20 protein-coding genes and 1 tRNA gene are annotated in these 21,391 nt (G+C 68.0%); 14 read left to right on the top strand and 7 right to left on the bottom strand.

Translation table 11 applies throughout. The features are described 5' to 3' along the window. The first annotated feature begins 14 nt into the window (after positions 1–14). The 11 genes from ACFCQI_RS01320 (at position 15) to ACFCQI_RS01270 (ending at position 10,326) form a co-directional block, all read left to right on the top strand. Complete coding sequence (locus ACFCQI_RS01320; RefSeq protein WP_395119586.1) at positions 15–920, top strand: hypothetical protein; 906 nt, start codon at positions 15–17, stop codon at positions 918–920. Further along, entirely contained in the window at positions 910–1,632 is a 723-nt protein-coding gene (locus ACFCQI_RS01315) for a class I SAM-dependent methyltransferase (protein ID WP_395119585.1), read from the top strand. The genes ACFCQI_RS01320 and ACFCQI_RS01315 overlap by 11 nt, the downstream gene beginning before the upstream one ends. After that, positions 1,629–2,744: a hypothetical protein gene (locus ACFCQI_RS01310; protein ID WP_395119584.1), complete on the top strand. Its 1,116-nt coding sequence runs from the start codon at positions 1,629–1,631 to the stop codon at positions 2,742–2,744. Before ACFCQI_RS01315 ends, ACFCQI_RS01310 begins: the two co-directional genes overlap by 4 nt. Positions 2,745–2,762: 18 nt before the next feature. Then, on the top strand, positions 2,763–3,932 hold the full coding sequence (locus ACFCQI_RS01305) for a glycosyltransferase family 4 protein (protein WP_395119583.1): 1,170 nt from the start codon (positions 2,763–2,765) through the stop codon (positions 3,930–3,932). A 277-nt stretch (positions 3,933–4,209) separates the two neighbouring features. Continuing rightward, positions 4,210–4,446, top strand: a complete 237-nt coding sequence (locus ACFCQI_RS01300; RefSeq protein ID WP_395119582.1) for a hypothetical protein — start codon at positions 4,210–4,212, stop codon at positions 4,444–4,446. Between the two features lie 108 nt (positions 4,447–4,554). Continuing rightward, positions 4,555–5,064 carry a CinA family protein gene (locus ACFCQI_RS01295; RefSeq protein WP_395119581.1) on the top strand — a complete coding sequence of 170 codons (510 nt, stop codon included), beginning with the start codon at positions 4,555–4,557 and terminating at the stop codon, positions 5,062–5,064. 157 nt (positions 5,065–5,221) lie between these two features. Continuing rightward, positions 5,222–6,259, top strand: coding sequence for a recombinase RecA (gene recA, locus ACFCQI_RS01290; RefSeq protein WP_395119580.1), 1,038 nt, complete (start codon positions 5,222–5,224; stop codon positions 6,257–6,259). Positions 6,260–6,494: 235 nt separating this feature from the next. Continuing rightward, entirely contained in the window at positions 6,495–6,992 is a 498-nt protein-coding gene (locus ACFCQI_RS01285) for a regulatory protein RecX (RefSeq protein WP_395119579.1), read from the top strand. Positions 6,993–7,071: 79 nt separating this feature from the next. Next, entirely contained in the window at positions 7,072–9,699 is a 2,628-nt protein-coding gene (gene alaS, locus ACFCQI_RS01280) for an alanine--tRNA ligase (RefSeq protein WP_395119578.1), read from the top strand. A gap of 255 nt (positions 9,700–9,954) precedes the next feature. After that, the gene (csrA, locus tag ACFCQI_RS01275) at positions 9,955–10,158 is read left to right on the top strand and encodes a carbon storage regulator CsrA (RefSeq protein ID WP_395119577.1); all 204 of its coding nucleotides are present in this window, start codon (positions 9,955–9,957) and stop codon (positions 10,156–10,158) included. A gap of 75 nt (positions 10,159–10,233) precedes the next feature. After that, positions 10,234–10,326, top strand: a tRNA-Ser gene (locus ACFCQI_RS01270). Between the two features lie 578 nt (positions 10,327–10,904). Here the strand turns inward: ACFCQI_RS01270 and ACFCQI_RS01265 are convergent. From ACFCQI_RS01265 to ACFCQI_RS01245, 5 genes are all read right to left on the bottom strand, one after another. Next, the gene (locus ACFCQI_RS01265) at positions 10,905–11,633 is read right to left on the bottom strand and encodes a UDP-2,3-diacylglucosamine diphosphatase (protein WP_395119576.1); all 729 of its coding nucleotides are present in this window, start codon (positions 11,631–11,633) and stop codon (positions 10,905–10,907) included. A gap of 5 nt (positions 11,634–11,638) precedes the next feature. Further along, positions 11,639–12,355 carry a peptidylprolyl isomerase gene (locus ACFCQI_RS01260; RefSeq protein ID WP_395119575.1) on the bottom strand — a complete coding sequence of 239 codons (717 nt, stop codon included), beginning with the start codon at positions 12,353–12,355 and terminating at the stop codon, positions 11,639–11,641. 84 nt (positions 12,356–12,439) lie between these two features. Further along, on the bottom strand, positions 12,440–13,957 hold the full coding sequence (locus ACFCQI_RS01255; RefSeq protein ID WP_395119574.1) for an exopolyphosphatase: 1,518 nt from the start codon (positions 13,955–13,957) through the stop codon (positions 12,440–12,442). Positions 13,958–14,018: 61 nt separating this feature from the next. Then, on the bottom strand, positions 14,019–16,109 hold the full coding sequence (gene ppk1, locus ACFCQI_RS01250) for a polyphosphate kinase 1 (RefSeq protein WP_395119573.1): 2,091 nt from the start codon (positions 16,107–16,109) through the stop codon (positions 14,019–14,021). Positions 16,110–16,178: 69 nt separating this feature from the next. Further along, positions 16,179–17,870, bottom strand: coding sequence for a M48 family metalloprotease (locus tag ACFCQI_RS01245; RefSeq protein ID WP_395119572.1), 1,692 nt, complete (start codon positions 17,868–17,870; stop codon positions 16,179–16,181). Between the two features lie 113 nt (positions 17,871–17,983). On the opposite strand from ACFCQI_RS01245, the gene grxC reads away from it, so the two are divergent. The 3 genes from grxC (at position 17,984) to ACFCQI_RS01230 (ending at position 19,797) form a co-directional block, all read left to right on the top strand. Beyond that, complete coding sequence (gene grxC / locus ACFCQI_RS01240; RefSeq protein ID WP_395119571.1) at positions 17,984–18,247, top strand: glutaredoxin 3; 264 nt, start codon at positions 17,984–17,986, stop codon at positions 18,245–18,247. Beyond that, positions 18,244–18,621, top strand: a complete 378-nt coding sequence (locus ACFCQI_RS01235) for a carboxymuconolactone decarboxylase family protein (protein WP_395119570.1) — start codon at positions 18,244–18,246, stop codon at positions 18,619–18,621. The genes grxC and ACFCQI_RS01235 overlap by 4 nt, the downstream gene beginning before the upstream one ends. 162 nt (positions 18,622–18,783) lie before the next feature. Then, positions 18,784–19,797 (top strand): isocitrate dehydrogenase, encoded by a 1,014-nt coding sequence (locus ACFCQI_RS01230; RefSeq protein WP_395119569.1) that lies wholly within the window; start codon positions 18,784–18,786, stop codon positions 19,795–19,797. Between the two features lie 169 nt (positions 19,798–19,966). On the opposite strand, the gene ACFCQI_RS01225 is transcribed toward ACFCQI_RS01230, so the two are convergent. Both ACFCQI_RS01225 and sigJ read right to left on the bottom strand, forming a co-directional pair. Then, positions 19,967–20,422: a carboxymuconolactone decarboxylase family protein gene (locus tag ACFCQI_RS01225; protein ID WP_395119568.1), complete on the bottom strand. Its 456-nt coding sequence runs from the start codon at positions 20,420–20,422 to the stop codon at positions 19,967–19,969. A 37-nt stretch (positions 20,423–20,459) separates the two neighbouring features. Then, the gene (gene sigJ / locus ACFCQI_RS01220; RefSeq protein ID WP_395119567.1) at positions 20,460–21,365 is read right to left on the bottom strand and encodes an RNA polymerase sigma factor SigJ; all 906 of its coding nucleotides are present in this window, start codon (positions 21,363–21,365) and stop codon (positions 20,460–20,462) included. Positions 21,366–21,391: the final 26 nt, after the last annotated feature.

Genomic DNA, 21,391 nt, shown 5'->3' with positions numbered 1-21,391 from the left:
GGCGAGCTGACGACATGAACGGACAGAACACAGCGTGCGAACGGGTGCCGCCGACCGGCTCCGCGGGGTGGCTCGCCGAGCTTGCCTTCACGCCACGCAAGGAATCCTGGGTGGCCTCGTCGGCGGACCGCTTCTACAAGATATTCCGCCGCAGCGACGACCCGCTGCGCGACTGGCTGGACCCGACGTGCATGGAAAAGGCCGGCCGCGAGTACGCCGACGCGCTGCTGCTGCGGGAGCTGAGCGAACACGTCTGCACGCCGTTGCGGCTCGACCATGCATGCGTGGTCTATCCGCGACTCTCCGGGCCGGACCTGCGCCCGATGCTGCAGCAGAAGCACGGTGCCTTCGGCGCGCGGCATCGAGCGCAAGCCTTGCGCAAGGCGATGGTGGTGCTGGCGCAATTGCATCGCGCGCGCTCGAATCCGGCCGGCTACCCGGCCAAGGACTACCTGCACAACGGCTACCTGGTGCCCGACGCGGAGGTCGCACGGCGCATCGGCGAACGCGAGCGCACGCTCTTCATCGGCGGTTTCGAAGTGCGCAATTTCCGCTACGACGAGGAGCGCGAGGACTGGTTGTTCTTCGACCCGCAGCACGTCTACCTCGGCATGCCGGAGGACGACGTGGCGCGGTTCGTGATCTCCCTGCTGATGATCAACTGGGGTCAGGGCGGCGGCGTCACGCTGTGGCAGGGATTCGACGTGGAGGACCTGCTCGCCGCCTACGAGGATGCCGCCGGCTTCCTGCTCGACGGCACCCTGCTCACTTATTTCCTGCGCGAGACGATCGCCATGCGTCGACATTTTGCACAGAAGGCGCTGCGCAACATGGCGGGCGCCAGGCGGGTCATTGGCCGACCGTATCTGGCCGGCTATTTCATGCAACTCAACCACTGGGCCGCAAACCATGAATTTTGACTATGAGCGCGATACCCGCGGCTTCTATCAGAACGACGATACGGCGCGGCGTTACCACCAGATGTTCATGTCGCCGAAAGGGTGGCGCAATCTTCCCTCGCGGCTGGTCGCACGACGCGAGCGGCGCGCCATCGAAACCCTGCTCGACCAGGTGCCGCACCGCACCGCGCTGGACCTGCCGGCAGGCACCGGCAAGCTCGCCGGCATCTTCGCCGCGCGGGGCACGCGCGTGGTGGCCTCGGACATCTCCGCCAGCATGCTGAAACTGGCCGAGGCCGAATACGCTCGCGCCGGCTGCACCGATGCGCGCTTCCAGGTGGAGGACGCGACCGACCTGGCGCGTTTCCGCGAAGGGTCGTTCGACGTGGTGGTGTGCCTGCGGCTGATGCACCGCGTGCCTTCGGGTCTGCGCCGGCGGATGCTGCGCGAGTTCGCCCGGATCGCGCCTTGCACCATCGTCTCGTACGGGATCGAAACCGGTTTCCACAAGAAACGGCGTGAGCTGCGCGCGGCGGTGTTCGGCGGCGGGCGGGACCCGCTGTGCTTCTGCAGCGTCGGGCAGGCGCATGCCGAGCTGTCAGCGGATTTCGAGGTGCTCCGGCAAATATGGATCGCGCCCGCCTTGTCGCAGGAGATGGTGTTCCTGTTGCGCTCCCGGCGCGACCGGGCCGGCGTGTTCGGCGCAGCCGACGCACCGGGTTCCGCGCCATGAGGGCGGTGCATGCGTCGCCGCGCGCAACGCGGGCGTTGCTCGGCGCGGTCGCGCTGCTGCTGTTCGCAGCCAGGCCCGTCAGCGCAGGCTGCCCGAAACTGCTGATGTTCGACGGCACCAATTTCCACACCCAGGCGACCGACGGGCAGGCTGCCTATTGGGGCGACACGGTCGGCGTGCAGGGATTCTTCGTCAACCGCGTCATGGCCTCCTGGCAGGACGATGTCGGCACCCGCACGGACAGCAAGTTGTGGCGGCAACTGGGCCTGTTCCAGTCCGTCTATGCCCGCCACGGCGTGACCGACAACTTCATCAAGGTGGCGTTGTACAAGCCGATCGACTGGCATGACCCGGATGGGTTGAAACAGGTGGTGCGGAACTTCTCGCACGCCGCGGCGCTGGCGCGGCATGCAGGGCTCAAGGGCATCGCGATCGACCTGGAGCCGTACGAGCCGACCTGGGTCGACAGCGGCGAGCTGTCCGCCACCGTGCAGGCCGAGGCAAGCGCGATCGCCGAGGCCATGCGGGCGGCCTATCCGCAGATGACCCTGGTCGTCATCAAGGACGCGCTTCACCAGAACTATCCGCGCACGCCGCTCGACGAACTGGTCTCGAAGTTCGGCACCGATCCGGGCCCCTCGCGTCATTTCTGGCATGGCGGCTATGCGCTGGCCATCCCGTTCCTGCACGGGTTGCTGTCGGCGAACTGGGCGCATGTGGTGATTGCGACCGAAGTCACCTACGACGGCTCGGACATGGCCACGCCGGTACGCCAGACGCAGCGCAACTACGACGTCTTCATGGGCGCCGAACAGGCCAGTCGCAGCGGCCTCAGCGTGGCTCCCGGACTGTGGCCGCTGGGGCATTCCTACACCGACAAGTCCGCCCGCGATACGTCGCAGGCATTCGCCGAGCACCTGCGGTCCGCCTACAGCGCGGCGGAAGACTACGTGTGGATCTACGGCTACGGCAGCGCGTGGCAGACCGACGGCCCCTATGGCGGCGCGCCGGTCACCGCCGACTTTCCGCAGTACACCGCCGCCATCCATGCGATGCGCGCGTCCTGCACGGCGAGCGCTGCCGACCCGCTGGCGCAAAGGCAGGCACACTGAGGAGGCTCGATACCCACCGTGAAGATCGTCTTTTTCGCCAACACCGACTGGTACCTCTACAACTTCCGCCGCTCACTGGCGCTGGCCGCGCAGTCCAGCGGCTACGAGGTGCTGCTGGTGTCGCCGTCCGGCGCGTACGGCGAGCGGCTGCGCGGCCTTGGCCTGCGCTGGCAGCCGCTGGCAGGGATGGATCGGCGCAGCCTGAATCCCGCCCGCGAACTGCAACTGCTGGCGAGCCTGGTGCGGCTGTTCCGGCGCGAGCGCCCGGCGCTGATGCATGGCTTCACGATCAAGTGCGCGGTGTACGGCTCGCTTGCCGCGCAGTTCGCCGGCGTGCCGGCGCGGGTGAATGCGGTGGCCGGGCTGGGCTACGTGTTCGCCAGCAACGACCGCAAGGCGCGCTGCCTGCGGCCGGTGGTGCGCGCGGCGCTGCGTCTGGCCATGCGCGGGCGGCGTACGCGGCTGATCCTGCAGAATCCGGACGACGAAGTGATGTTTCGGCAATCGGGCCTGATCGGTGCCGATCGCATCGACCTGATCCCGGGCTCGGGTGTGGACTGCACGCGGTTCAGTCCGCGCGCGAACGCAGACGGTCCGCGCAGGCCGCAACCGTGCGTTTTGCTGGCCGCGCGACTGCTGTGGGACAAGGGGGTGGCCGAATACGTCGAGGCGGCGCGCCTGCTGCGCGGGGCCGGCCGCCGCATCCGCTTCCTGCTCGCCGGCATGCCCGATCGGGGCAATCCGGCGGCGGTGCCGGAAGCCACGCTGCAACAGTGGGTGGAGGAAGGCGTGATCGAGTGGCTGGGGCACGTGGACGACACCAGCGAGCTGTTCCGTTCGGTGGACATCGTGGCGCTGCCCACGTACTACCGCGAAGGCCTGCCGAAATCGCTGATCGAGGCCGCCGCCTGCGCGCGACCGTTGATCACCACCGACATGCCGGGCTGCCGCGAGGTAGTGACGAACGAGGTCGATGGCCTGCTGATTCCGCCGCATGACGCCGCCGCGTTGGCGCGCGCCATCGCCCGCCTGGTCGATGCGCCCGAACTGGCCGCCCGCCTGGGCGCCGCCGCGCGGGCCAAGGTACTGGCGAATTTCGACGAACGCCTCGTCATCGAACGCACGCTGGCGGTATACCGCGAACTGCTGCAGCCCGACCGCATGGCGCACGCCGCCGCCGTCGACTGACGGCTCGCCTGATCCCTGCGCGGGGTATCGGCTGCGCGCAGATGACCCGCTGCGCGCGTCGGATTTCGCGGCGCGGTGCGCTTGCGCAACCGGCAGGGTGACCGTCATCAGGGGAGACGTGCACGCGCGCACGGTGGTCATGGCCTGGAATGTGCTTGAATCCCCTGCAGGCTCTGCCGAGCCGGCCATCCGTCGCGCCACCGGACGGGTGAGCGACCATTCCATGTCCACAAGCGACGCCACGCGTCCGCGATTGCTGCAACCGGGAACCATACCGATGACCCTCACCAGTCTTGGCATCCTGCTCATTGTCAACGGCGTGCTGCTGTGGGCCATCATGGCCGCGCTTCACCGTCACACGGTGGCGCTGAAAAACCTGCAACTGCAGATGGAAACCCTGCTTGGCCGACACGGCGCCGACGCGGGCGGCGAGATTCCGGCAGTCCGCCCCCGGGATGCCGGAAAGCCGCCGTCCCGGTCGCGGCCCGAGTCGGTGGACTCCTCGACACGCTGAATGGCTCGCGCCGACGTGCGACTCGCCGTCTTGGCGTGGTCGCGCGGAACGGGTAGAACGGTGCCGTTCGCGCGTGGCGACGACCACGCCCCATCCCCGGAGCCCCGTATGGATATGCCGTCCGTTCCCACCGATGCCGAACTGCTGGCGCTGGCCGGTGAGGTGGCCGTGGAAGTGCAGCGCTGCCGCTTGATGCTGGTCACGGCCGAATCCTGCAGCGGCGGCTGGATCGCCAAGACGCTGACCGACCTGCCGGGCAGTTCGGCCTGGTTCGACGCCGGCGTGGTCACCTACAGCTACGAGGCCAAGGAGGCCCTGCTCGGGGTCAACCCGCGCACGCTGGAGCATGCCGGCGCGGTCAGCGAAGAGACCGTGCTGGAGATGGTGGCCGGCGCGCTGGCGCGCTTCGGTGCCGGCGTGGCGGTAGCGGTGACCGGCATCGCCGGCCCGACCGGCGGCATGCCGGGCAAACCCGTCGGTACGGTCTGGATCGGCTGGAAACGCCGCGGCGGTTACGCCCATGCGCGGATGTTCCATTTTTCCGGCGATCGCGAGGCCGTGCGCCGGCAAACCGTGGCGGCGGCGCTCGAAGGCTTGCGGAAAACCCTGACGGAATGAGGCGCCGCGCGCTGCCGGACCGGCTTGACGAGTGTGGGATACTGCACGTTCCGATCATGGCCCGTTGCCGCGCGCGGCCGAGCCCGCATGATCGCAACCCGTGAGATTCGATCCGGGCATCATGCCTCCCACTCACCGCCCAACCGGAATACCAACGATGGATGACAACAAGCGCAAGGCGCTCACCTCCGCCCTCGGCCAGATCGAGAAGCAGTTCGGCAAGGGCGCCGTGATGCGGATGGGTGACCGCGTCAACGAGGCGATCGAGACGGTTTCCACCGGTTCGCTGGGCCTGGACATCGCGTTGGGCGTCGGCGGCCTGCCGCGCGGCCGCGTGGTCGAGATCTACGGCCCGGAGTCCTCCGGCAAGACCACCATGACCCTGCAGGCCATCGCCAGCTGCCAGCGCGCCGGCGGCACTGCCGCGTTCATCGACGCCGAGCACGCGCTCGATCCGACCTACGCGGAAAAGCTCGGCGTCAAGGTCGACGACCTGCTGGTGTCGCAGCCCGACACCGGCGAGCAGGCGCTGGAAATCGCCGACATGCTGGTGCGCTCGGGCGCGGTGGACATGGTGGTGGTCGACTCGGTCGCCGCGCTCACCCCGAAGGCGGAAATCGAGGGCGAAATGGGCGACTCCCACGTCGGCCTGCACGCGCGCCTGATGAGCCAGGCGCTGCGCAAGCTCACCGCCAACATCAAGAAGTCCGGCTGCCTGGTGATCTTCATCAACCAGATCCGCATGAAGATCGGCGTGATGTTCGGCAGCCCCGAGACCACCACCGGCGGCAACGCGCTGAAGTTCTACGCCTCGGTGCGCCTGGACATCCGCCGCATCGGCGCGGTGAAGAAGGGCGACGAGATCATCGGCTCGGAAACCCGCGTCAAGGTGGTCAAGAACAAGGTGGCGCCGCCGTTCCGCCAGTGCGAATTCGAAATCCTGTACGGCGAGGGCACCTCGCGCGAAGGCGAGATCATCGAGCTGGGCGTGGCGCAGAACCTGATCGACAAGTCCGGCGCCTGGTACAGCTACAACGGCGACCGCATCGGCCAGGGCAAGGAGAACGTGCGCCAGTTCCTGCGCGACAACCCGGCCATCGCCAACGAGATCGACAAGCAGCTGCGCGAACGCCTGCTGGTGCCGGTGGGCAAGGCGGCCGCGGCCGGTCCCGAAGAGGCGCTCGAGGAAGCGTGAGCCGTGATGGTTGACGTTCCGTTGCATGCGCATGGCCCGGCTCGCCCGGGCCATGCGCGTTTTGGCCAGGTGCCGTATCTCGGCGCGACGATGCATGTCTTCCCGGTCGGTCCGCCCGGGCGTGGATCCGCAGGATCGGCGTCGAAGGGTCGCCCTTCGGCTTCGCCACGCCACGCCCAGGCAGAACGGCGGGGGAAATTTGCCCGTACCCGGTATGCGTTCGCATGGCCATGACATGAACAAGCGTCCTGGCGCGGGCAACCCGACCAAACCCCAACGCAGCGCCTACGAGAAGGCGCTGGGCCTGCTCGCCCGCCGCGAGCATTCGCGCAAGGAACTGAAGACCAAGCTGCGCCAGGGCGGCTACGAGGGCGAGGAAACCGCTGCGGCGCTGGATCGTTTGGGCGAGCAGCACTACCAGGACGACGACCGCTTCGCCGAAGTGCTGCTGCGCAGCCGGATTGCCCAGGGCTACGGACCCATGCGCCTGCGCCAGGAGCTGAAAAGCCACGGCCTGGCCGACGCCCGCATCCGCGAGTTGCTGGACGCGGCGGAGGTCGACTGGGACGCGTCGGCCGCCGCCCAACTGCGCCGACGCTACGGCAAGACAGGCGCCAACGACCCCGCCGAACGCGCCCGCCGGGCACAGTTCCTCTTGCGCCGCGGCTTTGCCGCCGCCACAGTACGACGTGTTACCCACGCCGAAGTGGACGACGCCGACGATCTTCCCTGACATCCATCGCCACCCGGCGGTGGCGGAGCGATTGGCGCCAAGCCGGTGTGACCCCCTGCCGCCAGCCACCGCGATCCGCATGAAAACCTCCGAAATCCGTTCCGCCTTCCTCGACTTCTTCCGCGCCCGGGGCCACGCCATCGTGCCGTCCAGTTCACTGGTGCCGGCCAGCGACCCGACCTTGATGTTCACCAACTCCGGCATGGTGCAGTTCAAGAATGTGTTCCTCGGCAGCGAGAAACCCGGCTACGTGCGCGCGGCCGACGTGCAGCGCTGCCTGCGCGCCGGCGGCAAGCACAACGATCTGGACCAGGTCGGCTACACCGCGCGCCACCACACGTTCTTCGAGATGCTCGGCAACTGGTCGTTCGGCGACTACTTCAAGCATGAGGCGATCGGCTGGGCGTGGGAGCTGCTGACCCAGGTGTTCAAGCTGCCGCCGGAGCGGCTCACCGTCACCGTCTACCACACCGACGACGAGGCTTTCGCGATCTGGCGCGACGAGATCGGCGTGCCGGTCGAGCGCATCATCCGCATCGGTGACAACAAGGGCGCGCCGTTTGCCTCCGACAATTTCTGGCAGATGGCCGACACCGGCCCGTGCGGCCCGTGCACCGAGATCTTCTACGACCACGGCGCGCACATCGCCGGTGGTCCGCCCGGTTCGCCGGATGAGGACGGCGACCGCTACATCGAAATCTGGAACCTGGTGTTCATGCAGTTCGACCGCGCCCCCGACGGTACGCTGAGCCCGCTGCCGGCGCCGTGCGTGGATACCGGCATGGGCCTGGAGCGGCTTGCCGCGATCCTGCAGCACGTGCATTCCAATTACGAGATCGACCTGTTCGCGCACCTGATCCGCGTCGCCGGCGAACTCACCGGCACGCCCGACCTGGCCAACAAGTCGCTGCGCGTGATTGCCGACCACATCCGCGCCTGTTCCTTCCTGATCGTCGACGGCGTGCTGCCGTCCAACGAGGGGCGCGGCTACGTGCTGCGCCGGATCATCCGCCGCGCGCTGCGGCACGGCTGGATGCTCGGCGTGCGCGGCGACTTCTTCTGGAAGATGGTGGCGCCGCTGGTGGAGGAGATGGGCGAGGCCTATCCGGAGCTGAAAGAGAAGCAGGCCATCGTCGAGGATGCGTTGCGCACCGAGGAGCAGCGTTTCGGCGAAACGCTGGAACACGGCATGCGGCTGTTCGACGAGGCCGCGGCGAAGTCCGGCAAGACCATCCCGGGCGCCGAGGCGTTCCGCCTCTACGACACGTACGGTTTCCCGGTCGACCTCACCGCCGACATCGCACGCGAGCGCGGCCTCGACGTCGACATGGCCGGCTTCGAGCAGGCCATGAACGAGCAGCGCGAACGCGCCCGCGCCGCCGGCAAGTTCGAGGCGAGGGGACAGATGCCGGCCGAGCTGGCCAGCCAACTGCCGCCTACCGTGTTCCTCGGCTACGAGGCCTTGGAAGACCGCGGCGGCAAGGTGCTTGGCATCGTGCGCGGCGGTCGCCATGTCGACCGGTTGGGCGAGGGCGAGGAAGGATTGCTGATCCTGGATCGCACGCCGTTCTACGCCGAATCCGGCGGCCAGGTCGGCGACACCGGCACGTTGTCCGGCACGTCCGGCCGTTTCGCGGTCGACGACACCTTGAAGATGGGCGGCGTGTTCTTCGGCCACGCCGGCCACTGGCACGGCACGCAACCGCTGCGCAGCGGCGACCTGCTCGACGCCCAGGTGGATCCCGCGCGCCGCCAGGCGATCGTGCTCAACCACTCGGCCACGCATCTGCTGCATGCGGCGCTGCGCGAGGTGCTCGGCACCCACGTCACCCAGAAGGGCTCGCTGGTGGCGCCGGAGCGCCTGCGTTTCGATTTCTCGCACCCCAAGCCAGTGAGCCACGGGGAATTGGCTCGCGTCGAGTCGATGGTCAACGCCGAGGTGCGCCGCAACGCGGCCGCCGAGGTGCACCGCATGGGTTACGACGAGGCGATCGCCACTGGTGCCATGGCACTCTTCGGCGAAAAGTACGGCGATGAAGTGCGCGTGCTGAAGATGGGCGACTTTTCCACCGAACTCTGCGGCGGCACGCACGTCAACCGCACCGGCGACATCGGCCTGTTCAAGATCGTCGGCGAATCCGGCGTCGCCTCCGGCGTGCGTCGCATCGAGGCGGTCACCGGCGACGGTGCGCTCGCGCATGTCGCCGAGGAGGAGCGCCGCCTCGCCGATCTCTCCCGTCTGCTCTCCAGCAGCGGCGACGACGCCGTGGAAAAACTGCGCCAGTTGTTCGATCGCCAGAAGAAACTCGAGCGCGAACTGGATTCGCTGCGCAGCAAGGCCGCCGGTTCCGCCACTGCCGACCTGACTGCCTCGGCTGCAGACGTCGACGGCATCAAGGTGGTCGCTGCGCGCCTTGAAGGGTTCGACGCAAAGTCGCTGCGCGACAGCGTCGACCAGCTCAAGCAGCAGCTCGGCGATTGCGTGGTGCTGCTGGCCGGGGCTGCCGACGGCAAGGTCGCGCTGATCGCCGGTGTACACGGCAAGGCGCTGGGCCGGATCAAGGCCGGTGACGTGGTCGCCCATGTCGCGGCGAAGATCGGTGGCAAGGGCGGCGGTCGACCCGACATGGCCCAGGGCGGCGGTTCCGACAGCGCCGACTTGCCGGCGATCCTGGCGGGTCTTGCCGACTGGGTTTCCTCGCATTGATTCGGCTTAACGACTGCTGCAGCGCCGATTGCACCGGGGAATCGTGCTCAGTTAGTATCCGCGGAGGTCGGTTTTTCGCCAAAAGGCGCAAAGCCGCCAGTCAGGACGCTTAAGGAGTGTTTTGGCTGTGAGCCGGGAAGGCGGTAGGGCCTTCGACGGATCAAAAACGTCGAGCCGCGGATGGACTCACGCTCAGGGGTGAGGCAGGGTCAATCCGCAAGCCTGTGACCAGCAGCATTTTATGGAGTAGCAATCATGTTGATTCTGACCCGCCGGGTCGGTGAGACCCTGATGATCGGCGACGAGGTGACCGTCACCGTTCTTGGCGTGAAAGGCAATCAGGTACGCATCGGCATCAACGCGCCGAAAACCGTGGCCGTCCATCGCGAGGAAATCTACCAGCGAATCCGCGGTGAACACGACGCCGGCAGCGCTCCGGACGACAGCGGCGACCACTGACCACCGTTTCAAGACTTTACCTGGGCCGCGCCGATCAGTATCCTTGCCGGCTCCGCAGTCATGCGGCAAAACCCCGGAGAGATGCCCGAGTGGCCGAAGGGGCTCCCCTGCTAAGGGAGTATCGGGTCAAAAGCCTGATCGAGGGTTCGAATCCCTCTCTCTCCGCCAGATACGCAAAGCGCCCCGAACGGGGCGTTTTGCGTATCTGGCGGAGAGAGGTGGTGGACGGACCCTCCCGGTTCGACAATTTTGTCTGGAACAAAATTGGACAGCCGCAGGCTGGCCCCGTAGCGCGCAGCGCGAAGGGGTGAGGCCCATGGATGGGCCGAACAATCCCTCGTGCACGACCAAGTAACCACGTGCTCCGTCGAAGCGGGCGTTTTGCGTATCTGGCGGAGAGAGGCGGTGGACGAACTCTCCGGTGACTCGGCGCATCCTGCGCCTCACCCTTCGGGCCGGCGGCTTTGCCGCTGTTCGCTCCGGCATCCTGCCTCCGCGAGCGACAAATTCGTCTGGAACGAATTTGGACAGCCGAAGGCTGGCCCCGTAGCGCGCAGCGCGAAGGGGTGAATCCCGTGGATGGGATTCACAATCCCCGCGTCCTCTACGCCGCGACGCATTCCATCGAAGCGAGCTCTTGCTTGGCAGGTCGCGCCGAGGCTTCGACTGCGTGCCTCCAGCGCTACGCTCAGCCCGAACGGTTCGGGGAATCAATCCTTGATGTCGAGTTTCGGGCCCGTGGGGCCTCACCTCGTCGCCAATCCACGCAGCTCCACGCGCTCGCCGTCCACCACCAGCACCGACCCCTGTTCGTACCAGTCCCCCAGCACGATCCGCTCGGCCGGCTTTCCGTCCAGTTCGAGACGATGGATGGCTGGCCGATGCGTGTGTCCGTGGATCAACCGCGTCACGCCCGCTCCGCGCAGTGCCGCGGCGACCGCCTCGGCGTTGACGTCCATGATGCTTTCCATGGTGCTGCCGGTGTGTGCCTTGCTGTCGGCGCGGGCCTTGGCGGCAAACGCGCGGCGCGCCTCCAGCGGCATCGCCAGGATCTGCGCCTGCCATTCGGGCGTGCGAACCTGCTTGCGCACGGCCTGGTAGGCGAGGTCATCGGTGCACAGCGTGTCGCCGTGCATCAGCAAGGTGGGCCGGCCCTGGATGTCGCGCACGGTGCGGTCGTCGAGCAGGGTCATGCCGGCGCGGGCGGCGAATGTTTCGCCGAGCAGGAAGTCGCGGTTGCCGACCATGAAATGCACCGGCACACCGGCATCGTGCACGGCGCGGATGGCCTCGGCGATGCGCTGCGGCAACTCGGCATCATCGTCGTCGCCGATCCAGGCTTCCACCAGGTCGCCGAGGATGTACAGCGTGTCGGCGCTTCGCACTTCGTCGCTGGCGAGGTAATTCTCGAACAGGCGGGTGATTTGCGGGCGTGCGGGATCGAGGTGCAGGTCGGCGATGAACAACGTGGCCATGCCGATCAGTTCCCGCCGGACTGCTTAGCCGCCGGCTTGCTGGTCGGTTTGGTGACAGATGCTGCCCTGGCCGGCGCCTTGGCACTGCTCGCCGGCGCCTGAACCTCTTCGCCGATCACGCTGGCCTTCTCGATCACCACCAGTGGCTCGGGTACGTCGCCGGCGAACGGGCCCAGCGGGCGGGTGGGCAGGGCGGCGATCTTGTCCAGCACGTCCATGCCCTTGGTCACCTTGCCGAACACCGCGAAGCCCCAGGTGAGGCCGCTCTGGTTGCCGACGAAATCCAGTCGGCGGTTGTCGACCAGGTTGAAGAAGAACTGCGCGGTGCCGGAATTGGGATCGGCGCCGCGGGCGACGGCGATCGTGCCGCGCAGGTTCGACAACCCGTTGTCCGCCTCGCTGGCGATGGCCGGGCGCGTGCGCTTGGGCTGCAGGTCGCGGGTGTAGAGGCCGCCCTGCACCAGATAGCCGGGGATGACCCGGTGCAGCAGGGTGCCGTCGTAGAAGCCGTCGCGCACATACTGCAGGAAGTTGGCCACGCTCTTGGGCGCCTTGTCCGGATACAGCTCCAGCGTGAGATCGCCCTGCGATGTGTGCAGCAGCACGTGCGGCGGTGCGGCGACGGGCGCGGCGCTCGATGTGGCCGGTGCAGGTTTGCCCGCCTGCGCGGCGGCGCCGAACGGAACGAGCAGGAGCAGGGCGATCAGCAGGGATTTGAGCATGGCAGCGAGCGATCCGGACCGGCATTCACGAGGCGGGCGTCCATGATACGCGGCATGGCATCGGCATGCCGCGAAAAAGGCGGATCACTTGTTCGCGAGATCCAGTTTCACCCCAAGTTCGGTCATCGGTGCCTTTTCCTGTTGCAGGTCGGCTTCGGTGAGCGGGTGCTGCTCGCCCCATCCCGGCGGGAGTTTCAGGCGCAGCGAGCGGGCGCTGGCTGCCAGTTGCATCTGCGGCAGCGACTCGGCGCGGCGGGCGCGGCGGAACAGCACGGCCAGACGCAACAGCGCGGTGATGTGCTTCGCCAGCGCGCGATAACGCAGCGGCAGGCTGGCGACGATGGACTTGTCCGGCTTGCGCCGGTGCAGTTCGATCACCGCGGCCAGCAATTCCTGCTCCTGCCGCGAGAAGCCAGCCAGGTCGGCATGACGCAGGATGTAGGCGCCGTGGCGATGATGTTGGCTGTGCGCGATGGCCAGGCCGATCTCGTGCACCCGCGCAGCCCAGGACAGCCACTCACGCGCGTCGGCGTCGAGCTTCCAGTTGCGCGCGACCTGGTCGAACAGCATCAGTGCCGTCGCTTCCACTCGCCGCGCCTGCGCGCGGTCGACGCCGTAGCGGGTCGCCAGCGCGTCGATGCTGGCGGTGCGCGGGTCGCTGCCGCCGGCGCGGCCGAGCAGGTCCCACAGCAGTCCTTCGCGCATCGAGCTTTCGCACACGCGCAGCCGCTCGATGCCCAGCGCGGTGAAGGCCGCTTCCATGATCATCACGCCGCCGGCGAACACCGGCGTGCGTTCGGGAACCAGGCCCGGCAGCTTGAGCGTGCCGACCTGGCCCTGCTCGATCAACGCATCGCGCAGGGCGGCCAGCGCCGCGGGCGTGATGCCGTCGTCGGAAAGCTCCATGGCCAGTGCCACCGCGCCGATCGACTTGGTGGTGCCGGACGAGCCGAACGCATCCTGCCAGCCCGATTCGCGATAGTCCTCCGCGAACTGCTGCAGCAGCACGCCGATCTCGCTCAGGCCGCGCTGCCAGCGCGCGCGGGTGATCTTGCCGCCGGGGAAGAAACGCAGGGTCGAGGCGATGCAGCCGGCCTGCACGCTCTCGGTGTGCAACGGCGCGAGGCCGCGGCCGATGATGAATTCGGTGCTGCCGCCGCCGACGTCGATGACCAGCCGCGGTTCGCGCGAGGCGGGCAGGTCGTGCGCGGCGCCGAGGAAGATCAGGCGGCCCTCCTCGCGGCCGGAGACCACCTCGATCGGGTGGCCCAGCGCGGCTTCCGCCGCGGTCAGAAAGGTTTGCGGCGAGGCGAGCTGGCGCACGGTATTGGTCGCCACGGCGCGCACGCGCGCGGTGGGCAAGCCGGCGATGCGCTGGCCGAAGCGGGCCAGGCAGGCCAGTGCGCGCGCGCGCCGTTCGGCATCCAGGCTGCCGTCGGCGCGCAGGCCGGCGGCCATGCGCACGGTGTCGCGCAGGCGGTCGATCACCCGCGGTTCGCCATGCTCCATGCGCGCCACCACCATGTGGAAGCTGTTCGAGCCCATGTCGATGGCGGCCATCAGTTCGCCATCGCGGATCGGCGTTTGTTCGACTGCGCTCAATCCGGCGCTCCGGCAATCGCGAAGTGCGGATTCTCGCACGCGTGCGCGCATTGCAGGCGGCTCACGGGCACAGTCGTTCCAGCAGCGTCTGCTGCGCGCTGTACGGCGGGTTGTCGCCGGGCTCGGCGCGGGTGTAGCGGCCGTCGCTGTCGAGCAGCCACGCCTGGGTGTTGTCGGCCAGGCCGTTGGCCAGCGTCTCGTCGTAGACACGCGCGGCCAGCTGCGGATCGAGGATGGGGAAGGCGATCTCGATCCGCCGCATCAGGTTGCGCTCCATCCAGTCGGCGCTGGCGCAGTAGATTTCCGCCTCGCCATCGTTGGCGAACCAGTACACCCGGCTGTGTTCGAGGAAACGCCCGACGATCGAGCGCACCCGGATGCGCTCGGAGACGCCGGGCAGGCCGGGTCGCAAGGTGCAGGCGCCGCGCACGATCAGGTCGATCTCCACGCCGGCCTGCGAGGCGGTGTACAGCGCGGTGATCACCTTCGCCTCGTTAAGCGCATTGAGCTTGGCCACGATGCGCGCCGGTCGCCCCGCGCGGGCGTGTTCGGTCTCGCGCTCGATCCGGGCCAGCACGCCGCGATACAGCGTGAACGGCGAATGCAGCAGGCGCTTCAGCTCGATCACCGGGCCCAGTCCGGACAGCTGCTGGAACACCTTGTGCAAGTCCTCGCCGATTTCGGGGTTGGCGGTCATCAGGCCGATGTCGGTGTACACGCGGCTGTTGGCCTGGTGGTAGTTGCCGGTGGACAGGTGCGCGTAGCGGCGCAAGGTGTCGCCCTCGCGGCGAACGATCAGCATCATCTTGGCGTGGGTCTTGTAACCCACCACGCCGTACACCACCTGCACGCCGGCCTCCTGCAGCCGCGTGGCCAGGCGGATATTGGCCTCCTCGTCGAAGCGCGCCCGCAGTTCGATCACCACGGTGACGTCCTTGCCGTGGCGCGCGGCCTCCACCAGCAGGTCGACCAGCGGGGTGTCCTCGCCGGCGCGGTACAGGGTCTGCTTGATCGCCAGCACCTGCGGGTCGGCGGCGGCCTGGCGCAGCAGGTCGATCACCGCGGCGAAGCTCTGGTAGGGATGGTGCAGCAGCACGTCGCCCTTGGCGATCACCTCGAATTTGTTCAGGCTGCTGTCCAGCGACGGCGGCAACTGCGGGGTGAAGCGCGGAAACTTCAGCTCCGCACGGTCCAGCCAGTCGTAGATCAGGCCGGCGCGGATGATGTTGACCGGGCCGTCGCAGCGGTAGACGTCGGCCTCGCCGAGCTGGAATTTCTCCACCAGCAGCGCGGTGATCGCCTGCGGGCAATCCTCGGCGATCTCCAGCCGCACCGGGCGCGCGTAGCCGCGGCCCAGGAGTTCCTCGCTGAGCGCCAGCGCGAGGTTTTCCACCTCTGCCTCCTCGACGATCAGCTCGCTGTTGCGGGTGACGCGGAACTGGTACGAGCCGAGCACCTTGAGGCCGGGGAACATCAGGTCGACGAAAGCCTGCAGCAACTCCGCCAGGAACACGAAGTGATGGCCACGGCCGCTGACCTCGGCCGGCACGCGGATGATCCGCGGCAGCGACCGCGGTGCGCGCACCAGGGCCAGATGGCCTTCATGGCCGAAGGCGTCGCGGCCCTTCAGCACGACCGCGATGTTCAGCGTCTTGTTGAGGATGCGCGGGAACGGATGCGCCGGGTCCAGCCCCAGCGGCGACAGCACCGGCAGCACCTCGTGCTCGAAATAGCCCTGCAGCCAGCGTCGCTGGCGCGGCGTCCACTGCTTGCGGGTGAGGATGTGGATGTGCTCCTGCTCCAGCTGCGGGCGGATCTGTTCCCGCCACGCGGCGTAGACCTCGGCCACCAGGTCCAGCACCCGGCCGCGGATGCGCGCCAGCAATTCGCCGGAGGGGACGCCATCCGGGCCCGGCGCGGCCGAGCCGTAGGCGTGATGATGCTTGAGCATGGCCACGCGCACCTCGAAGAACTCGTCGAGGTTGTTCGCCACGATGCTCATGTAGCGCACGCGTTCGAGCAGGGGCACGCTGGCATCGCGGGCCATCGCCAGCACGCGGAAGTTGAACTCCAGGGCGGCCAGCTCGCGGCTGAAGTACAGCTGCGGGGCGGCAAGGTCGACGGCGGGTACGCGGGCGGAAGGTCTGGACATGGCCCATTCTGGCCCATGGCGGTGGACGATGCATGATGCGCCGGCGCGCAAAGGACCTTCAGCGGCGGATCAATCCTGCCGCCAGGCGGAGACTGGCGCGCTGCCGCGGCAGGCGGGCTCGATGCACGGGCCGAACGGTTGTGCGTGCTGCTGGCTGTCCGGGTTGTCCTTGGTCTCGATCCGGCGCTTGCGCAGCTCCAGCAGCAGCGGCGTCAGTTCGGTGATGCGGCCCTGGATGCGTGCGCGGGCGTAGTAATCCAGGTCGTTGCGTTTGAGCAGACGCTGCAGTTGTTCCATCGCGTCGAACGGGCGGCCGGAGTAATAGCTGGCATCGGCGAACGCCTCGCCGGCACGCACGTTGTCGCCGGCTGCGTCGCTGGCGCGGGCGTAGGCGCTGTAGATCTCCGGTTCGCTGGCGTCGTCCAGCAGGGGGCGCAGCAAGCTGGCGGCGAGGCCGGCCTGCGCCTTGTCGCCGCCGGCGGTGAGCGCCTTGGCGTAGGCCAGCGCCACCGCGCGGTTGCGCGGCGATTGCTCGTTGAGGTCCTGGTAGATGGCGAGCGCCGCGGCACGCTGGCCGGCTTGCAATCTGGCATCGGCCAGCGCGAGCTTGAGGATCAGGTTGTCCGGCGCGTCGCGCAGCAACGGCTGCAACTGCGCCACCGCCTGTGCGCCGCGGCCGCTGCGGGTAAGTGCCAGCGCGTAGCCGTAATGGTTGGCCGGGGTGTCGAACGCAGGCCGGTCCTGCAGGTTGGAGCCGTAGTACGTCGCTTCGCGGGTGGCGTCGCCGGCCAGCACGCGCACGCGTTCGCGCATCAGCTGGTAGGTGTCGAGCGGGCCGGGCCTGGGCGTGTCCAGCAGCGAGGTCGGGTCCTTGACGAAGGCGATCGGCGCGGTGTGCTGCTGCCACTGCTGCACGTCCATGACGGTGCCCGAGGGCCGCAGCTTCTGCGCCGCCACCAGTGCGCCGGCACGCGCCTTGGCGTCGCTGATGCGCATGCTGGTCACCGGGTGGGTCTGCAGCAGGACGGGCACGTCGTCGCCACCGGCGCCGGTGCTGAGCACGTCCTGCATGCGCTGGAAAAAGGCCGCCATCGCTTCCGGGTCGAAACCGGCCTTGGCGAGGGTCTGGATGCCGACGCGGTCGGCCTCGATCTCGTCCTTGCGGGTGAAGTTGATCGAACGCTGCGCGATCAGGCCCTGGCCGCCGGCGAGCACCGCCATCGGCGCGTCGCCGCTGTGGCTGCCGGCGCCGGCCAGTACCGCACCCAGCAGCACCAGCGCCATCAGCGGCGCATCCTTGCGCGAGGCCTCGAATGCCCGCTGCAGGTGGTTCTGGGTGATGTGGCCGATCTCGTGCGCGATCACGCCGGCCAGTTCGCTCTCGTCGCGGGTGATGACGAACAGCCCGGAGTTGACCGCGATGTAGCCGCCTGGCGCGGCGAAGGCGTTGATCTCCGGGTCCCTCACGATGAAGAAGGCGAAGTGGTCCTTGGGCTTGTCGGAGTTGGATGCCAGGCGATGGCCGAGATCGTTGACGTAGTCGTCCAGCAGCGGGTCGTCCACCACCATGTCCAGCGCGCGCATCTGGCGCAGCATGGAGGCGCCGTAATCACGCGCCTCCTGCGGCGAGATCAGCGCGTCGGCCGAGCTGCCCAGGTCGGGCAGGCGTACGTCGTCCTGCGCGCTGGCCATGCAGGTCAGGCCGGCGCAGAGCAGCGCAGTCAGAACACGCCGGGCGGGTCGTCGTGGTGTCATGGCCATGGGTAAGCGACAATAGCATTGTGACCGCCCCGGGCGGCGTCGGTTCCCACCTTGCCTGTTGTCCCGGACGCCCCCATTTACAGGCCGTTCCCCCGTTTTGCGGAGTTGTCGTGATGTCGAAGATCGAGGTCTATTCCACCGCGGTGTGTCCTTACTGCGTGGCCGCCAAGAACCTGCTCAAGGCCCGTGGGCTGGAGTGGACCGAGGTGCGCGTGGACACCGACCCGTCCCAGCGCGAGGCGATGCTGACGCGCAGCGGTGGCGCGCGCACCGTGCCGCAGATCTTCATCAACGACCACCACGTCGGTGGCTTCGACGACCTGGCGGCGGCCGACCGCAGCGGCAAACTGGCGCAATTGCTGGAGGCGGGCGCATGAGCGACAAGCTGGCCGAATTCACCGCGTTCCGCCAACGCATGAACGAGCGCATCCTGGCCGAGGACAACCAGGTCGTGCGGCGCTTCTTCGCGCTGGACACGCAGACCTACAAGGCCGGCGCGCTGGACGTGAAGACCAAGGAGATGCTGGGCCTGGTCGCCTCGATGGTGCTGCGCTGCGACGACTGCATCAGCTACCACGTGGCCCAGTGCAAGGAAGCCGGCGTGCAGCGCGACGAGTTCTTCGAGGTGTTCAGCGTGGGCCTGGTGGTGGGCGGCTCGATCGTGATCCCGCATCTGCGCCGCGCGGTGGATTTCCTGGACCAGCTGGAGAACGGCGAGTCCGGTGCGCCGGAGTGCGCCGACCACGCTTGAGATGCCCGCGGGCATGCGGCTTTCCGCAACGCTCCATGCGAGGATTTGCAACGACTTGCGCGGCGGACGGGTGTCCGGCGTTGGGGCTCATGAGCGATAATGGGCGGTCTTGACGCGCGCCTTGCGCGCCGTGCATGCGATCAGCCCCCAAGGAGTCCCCCCATGAACAACACCATCGCCGTGATCCCGGGCGACGGCATCGGCCCGGAGATCATGACCGCCACGCTGCGCGTGCTCGACGCGCTGGACTGCGGCCTGAAATACGACTTCGTCGACGCCGGCATGGTCGCGCTGGAGAAGCACGGCGACCTGCTGCCCAAGGCCACGCTGGACAAGATCGCCGAGCACAAGGTCGCGCTGAAGGGCCCGCTGACCACGCCGATCGGCGGCGGCTTTACCTCGGTCAACGTGACCCTGCGCCGCCACTTCGACCTGTACGCGAACGTGCGCCCGGCGGTGAGCTTCCCCGGTACCAAGTCGCGCTACGAGAACATCGACATCATCACCGTGCGCGAGAACACCGAGGGCGCCTACCGCTCCGAGGGGCAAACCCTGTCCGCCGACGGCGAGATCGCCGAGTCGGTGGCGCGCAACACGCGCAAGGGCAGCAGCCGGATCGTGCGCTACGCCTTCGAGCTGGCGGTGAAGAAGGGCCGCAAGAAGGTCACCGCGGTGCACAAGGCGAACATCCTGAAGACCAGCTCGGGGTTGTTCCTCAATGTGGCGCGCGAGATTGCCAAGGAATACCCGCAGATCGAGTTCAACGAGATGATCGTGGACAACACCTGCATGCAGCTGGTGATGAACCCGTACCAGTTCGACGTGATCGTCACCACCAACCTGTTTGGCGACATCCTCTCGGACCTGTGCGCCGGCCTGGTCGGTGGCCTCGGCCTGGCGCCGGGCGACAACATCGGCGAGCACGCGGCGATCTTCGAGGCGGTGCACGGCTCGGCACCGGACATCGCGGGCAAGGGCATCGCCAACCCCTGCGCGCTGCTGCTGGCCGCGGCCGACATGCTCGACTACCTGGACATGGTGGCCAAGGGCGACAAGCTGCGCGCCGCGATCCGCGACACCATGACGAACGATCGCGACAGCGTGACGCCGGACATCGGCGGCAAGGGCAGCACCGGCAGCTTCGCCGACGCCATCGTGAAGCGCCTCGCGGCCTGATCCGGGACGCCGCTGGGCGCAATGAAGGCCGCGGCATGCCGCGGCCTTTTCGTTGGATCGGCGCGGGATGGTGGTGCCCCAGCCGGTGTCATGCCGTTGACGGGATACGCCGTTGGCGCGCATCGCGAGGCAGGCTTGCCGTGCACGGTTTGCGCGAGGCGCCGCCGGTTCAGTGTTGCGCCGCCCGGTAGTGACCGGGTTCCGCGCGAGAGGGAATGGCGATGCGGTTCCAGCTGTTGATCGCGATCACTGCCATGTTGAGGTCGATCAGCTGTTCTTCGCTGAATTCGGCGCGGGCTTGTTCGTAGACCTCGTCCGGCACGCCGTGCACCGGGTCGAGCCGGGTCACCGCCTCGCACCACGCCAGCGCGGCACGCTCGCGCGGGCTGTAGAACGGCGCCTCGCGCCAGGCCTGCAGCACGTACAGGCGCTGCTCGGTCTCGCCGGCGGCGCGGGCATCCTTGCTGTGCATGTCCAGGCAGTAGGCGCAACCGTTGAGTTGGGAAACGCGCATCTGTACCAGTTCGATCAGACTTTGTTCGATGCCGGAGTTCTTGATGTATTCGCCCAGGGCGAACAGGGGCTTCACGGCGTCGAGGCGCTTGTTGACGTTGAAACGAGGCATGGGGTTCTCCTTGCGGTGTGCGGCCGGGACCGGCCGTTCAGTGCAAGGACGTGGGCGCCGTCGATTTCGTGACCGCCGCCAGCCGGGCAAGCTTGCCGGGGTGGCGCAGGGCATGCACAGCGGTGATGCGTTCGCCGTCGTCGTCGATCCAACTGGCCGAGACCAGCGTGTCGCCCTGCCAGCCGAACAGGGCCGGCGTACCGTTGAGCTGGCGGATTTCGTGGCGCACGCCACCATGGCGCTGCTGCTGCAGCGCGATCTGCATGTACAGCCGGGCCAGCCGCTCGGCGCCGTGCAGCGGGTGCAGGGTGGCCCGCGCCAGGCCGCCGCCGTCGGATACGCTCATGGCGTCTTCGGCAAACAAGGCACGCAACGTGGGCATGTCCGGCTGCTGCAGCGCCTGCATGAAGCGTTCGAGCAGGCGCCGCTGGATGTCGGTGTTCGGCATCGGCTGGCGCGGTCGATCCTCGCGCAGCCGCTGCTTCGCCCGGTGCACGCGCTGGCGGCAGGCGTCTTCGCTGATTTCCAGCATCGAGGCCGTTTCGGCGTGGCTGTAGTCGAACACTTCGCGCAGCAGGAAGGCGGCACGCTCCTCGGGGCTCAGCCGCTCCAGCAACAGCAGAAAGGTGAGGGTGAGGCTTTCGGCGCGTTCCAGTTGCGTCTCGGGCTGGTCGGTATCCACGGTCAGCGGCTCCGGCAGCCAGGGGCCGGAGTAGTGCGCGCGTTCGGCCTTGGCCCGGCGCAGGCGATCCAGCGCGATGCGCGTGGTCACGGTGACCAGCCAGGCTTCCGGGTCGTCCAGCGCGGCGACATTCTGTGCGTGCCAGCGCAGCCAGGCATCGTGCAGCACGTCCTCGGCGTCGGCGGGCGTGCCGAGCATGCGGTAGGCCAGGCCGAACAGGCGCTGGCGGTGTTGCTGGAACAGGGCGGTTTGCGAATCCATGAGGCACTCCGGGGAAAGGATGCTGC

Source organism: Rhodanobacter sp. FW102-FHT14D06 (assembly GCF_043950705.1).
GTDB lineage: Bacteria > Pseudomonadota > Gammaproteobacteria > Xanthomonadales > Rhodanobacteraceae > Rhodanobacter.
The sequence above is the reverse complement of the archived record's forward strand: the minus strand, read 5'-3'. Positions and strand labels throughout refer to the sequence as shown.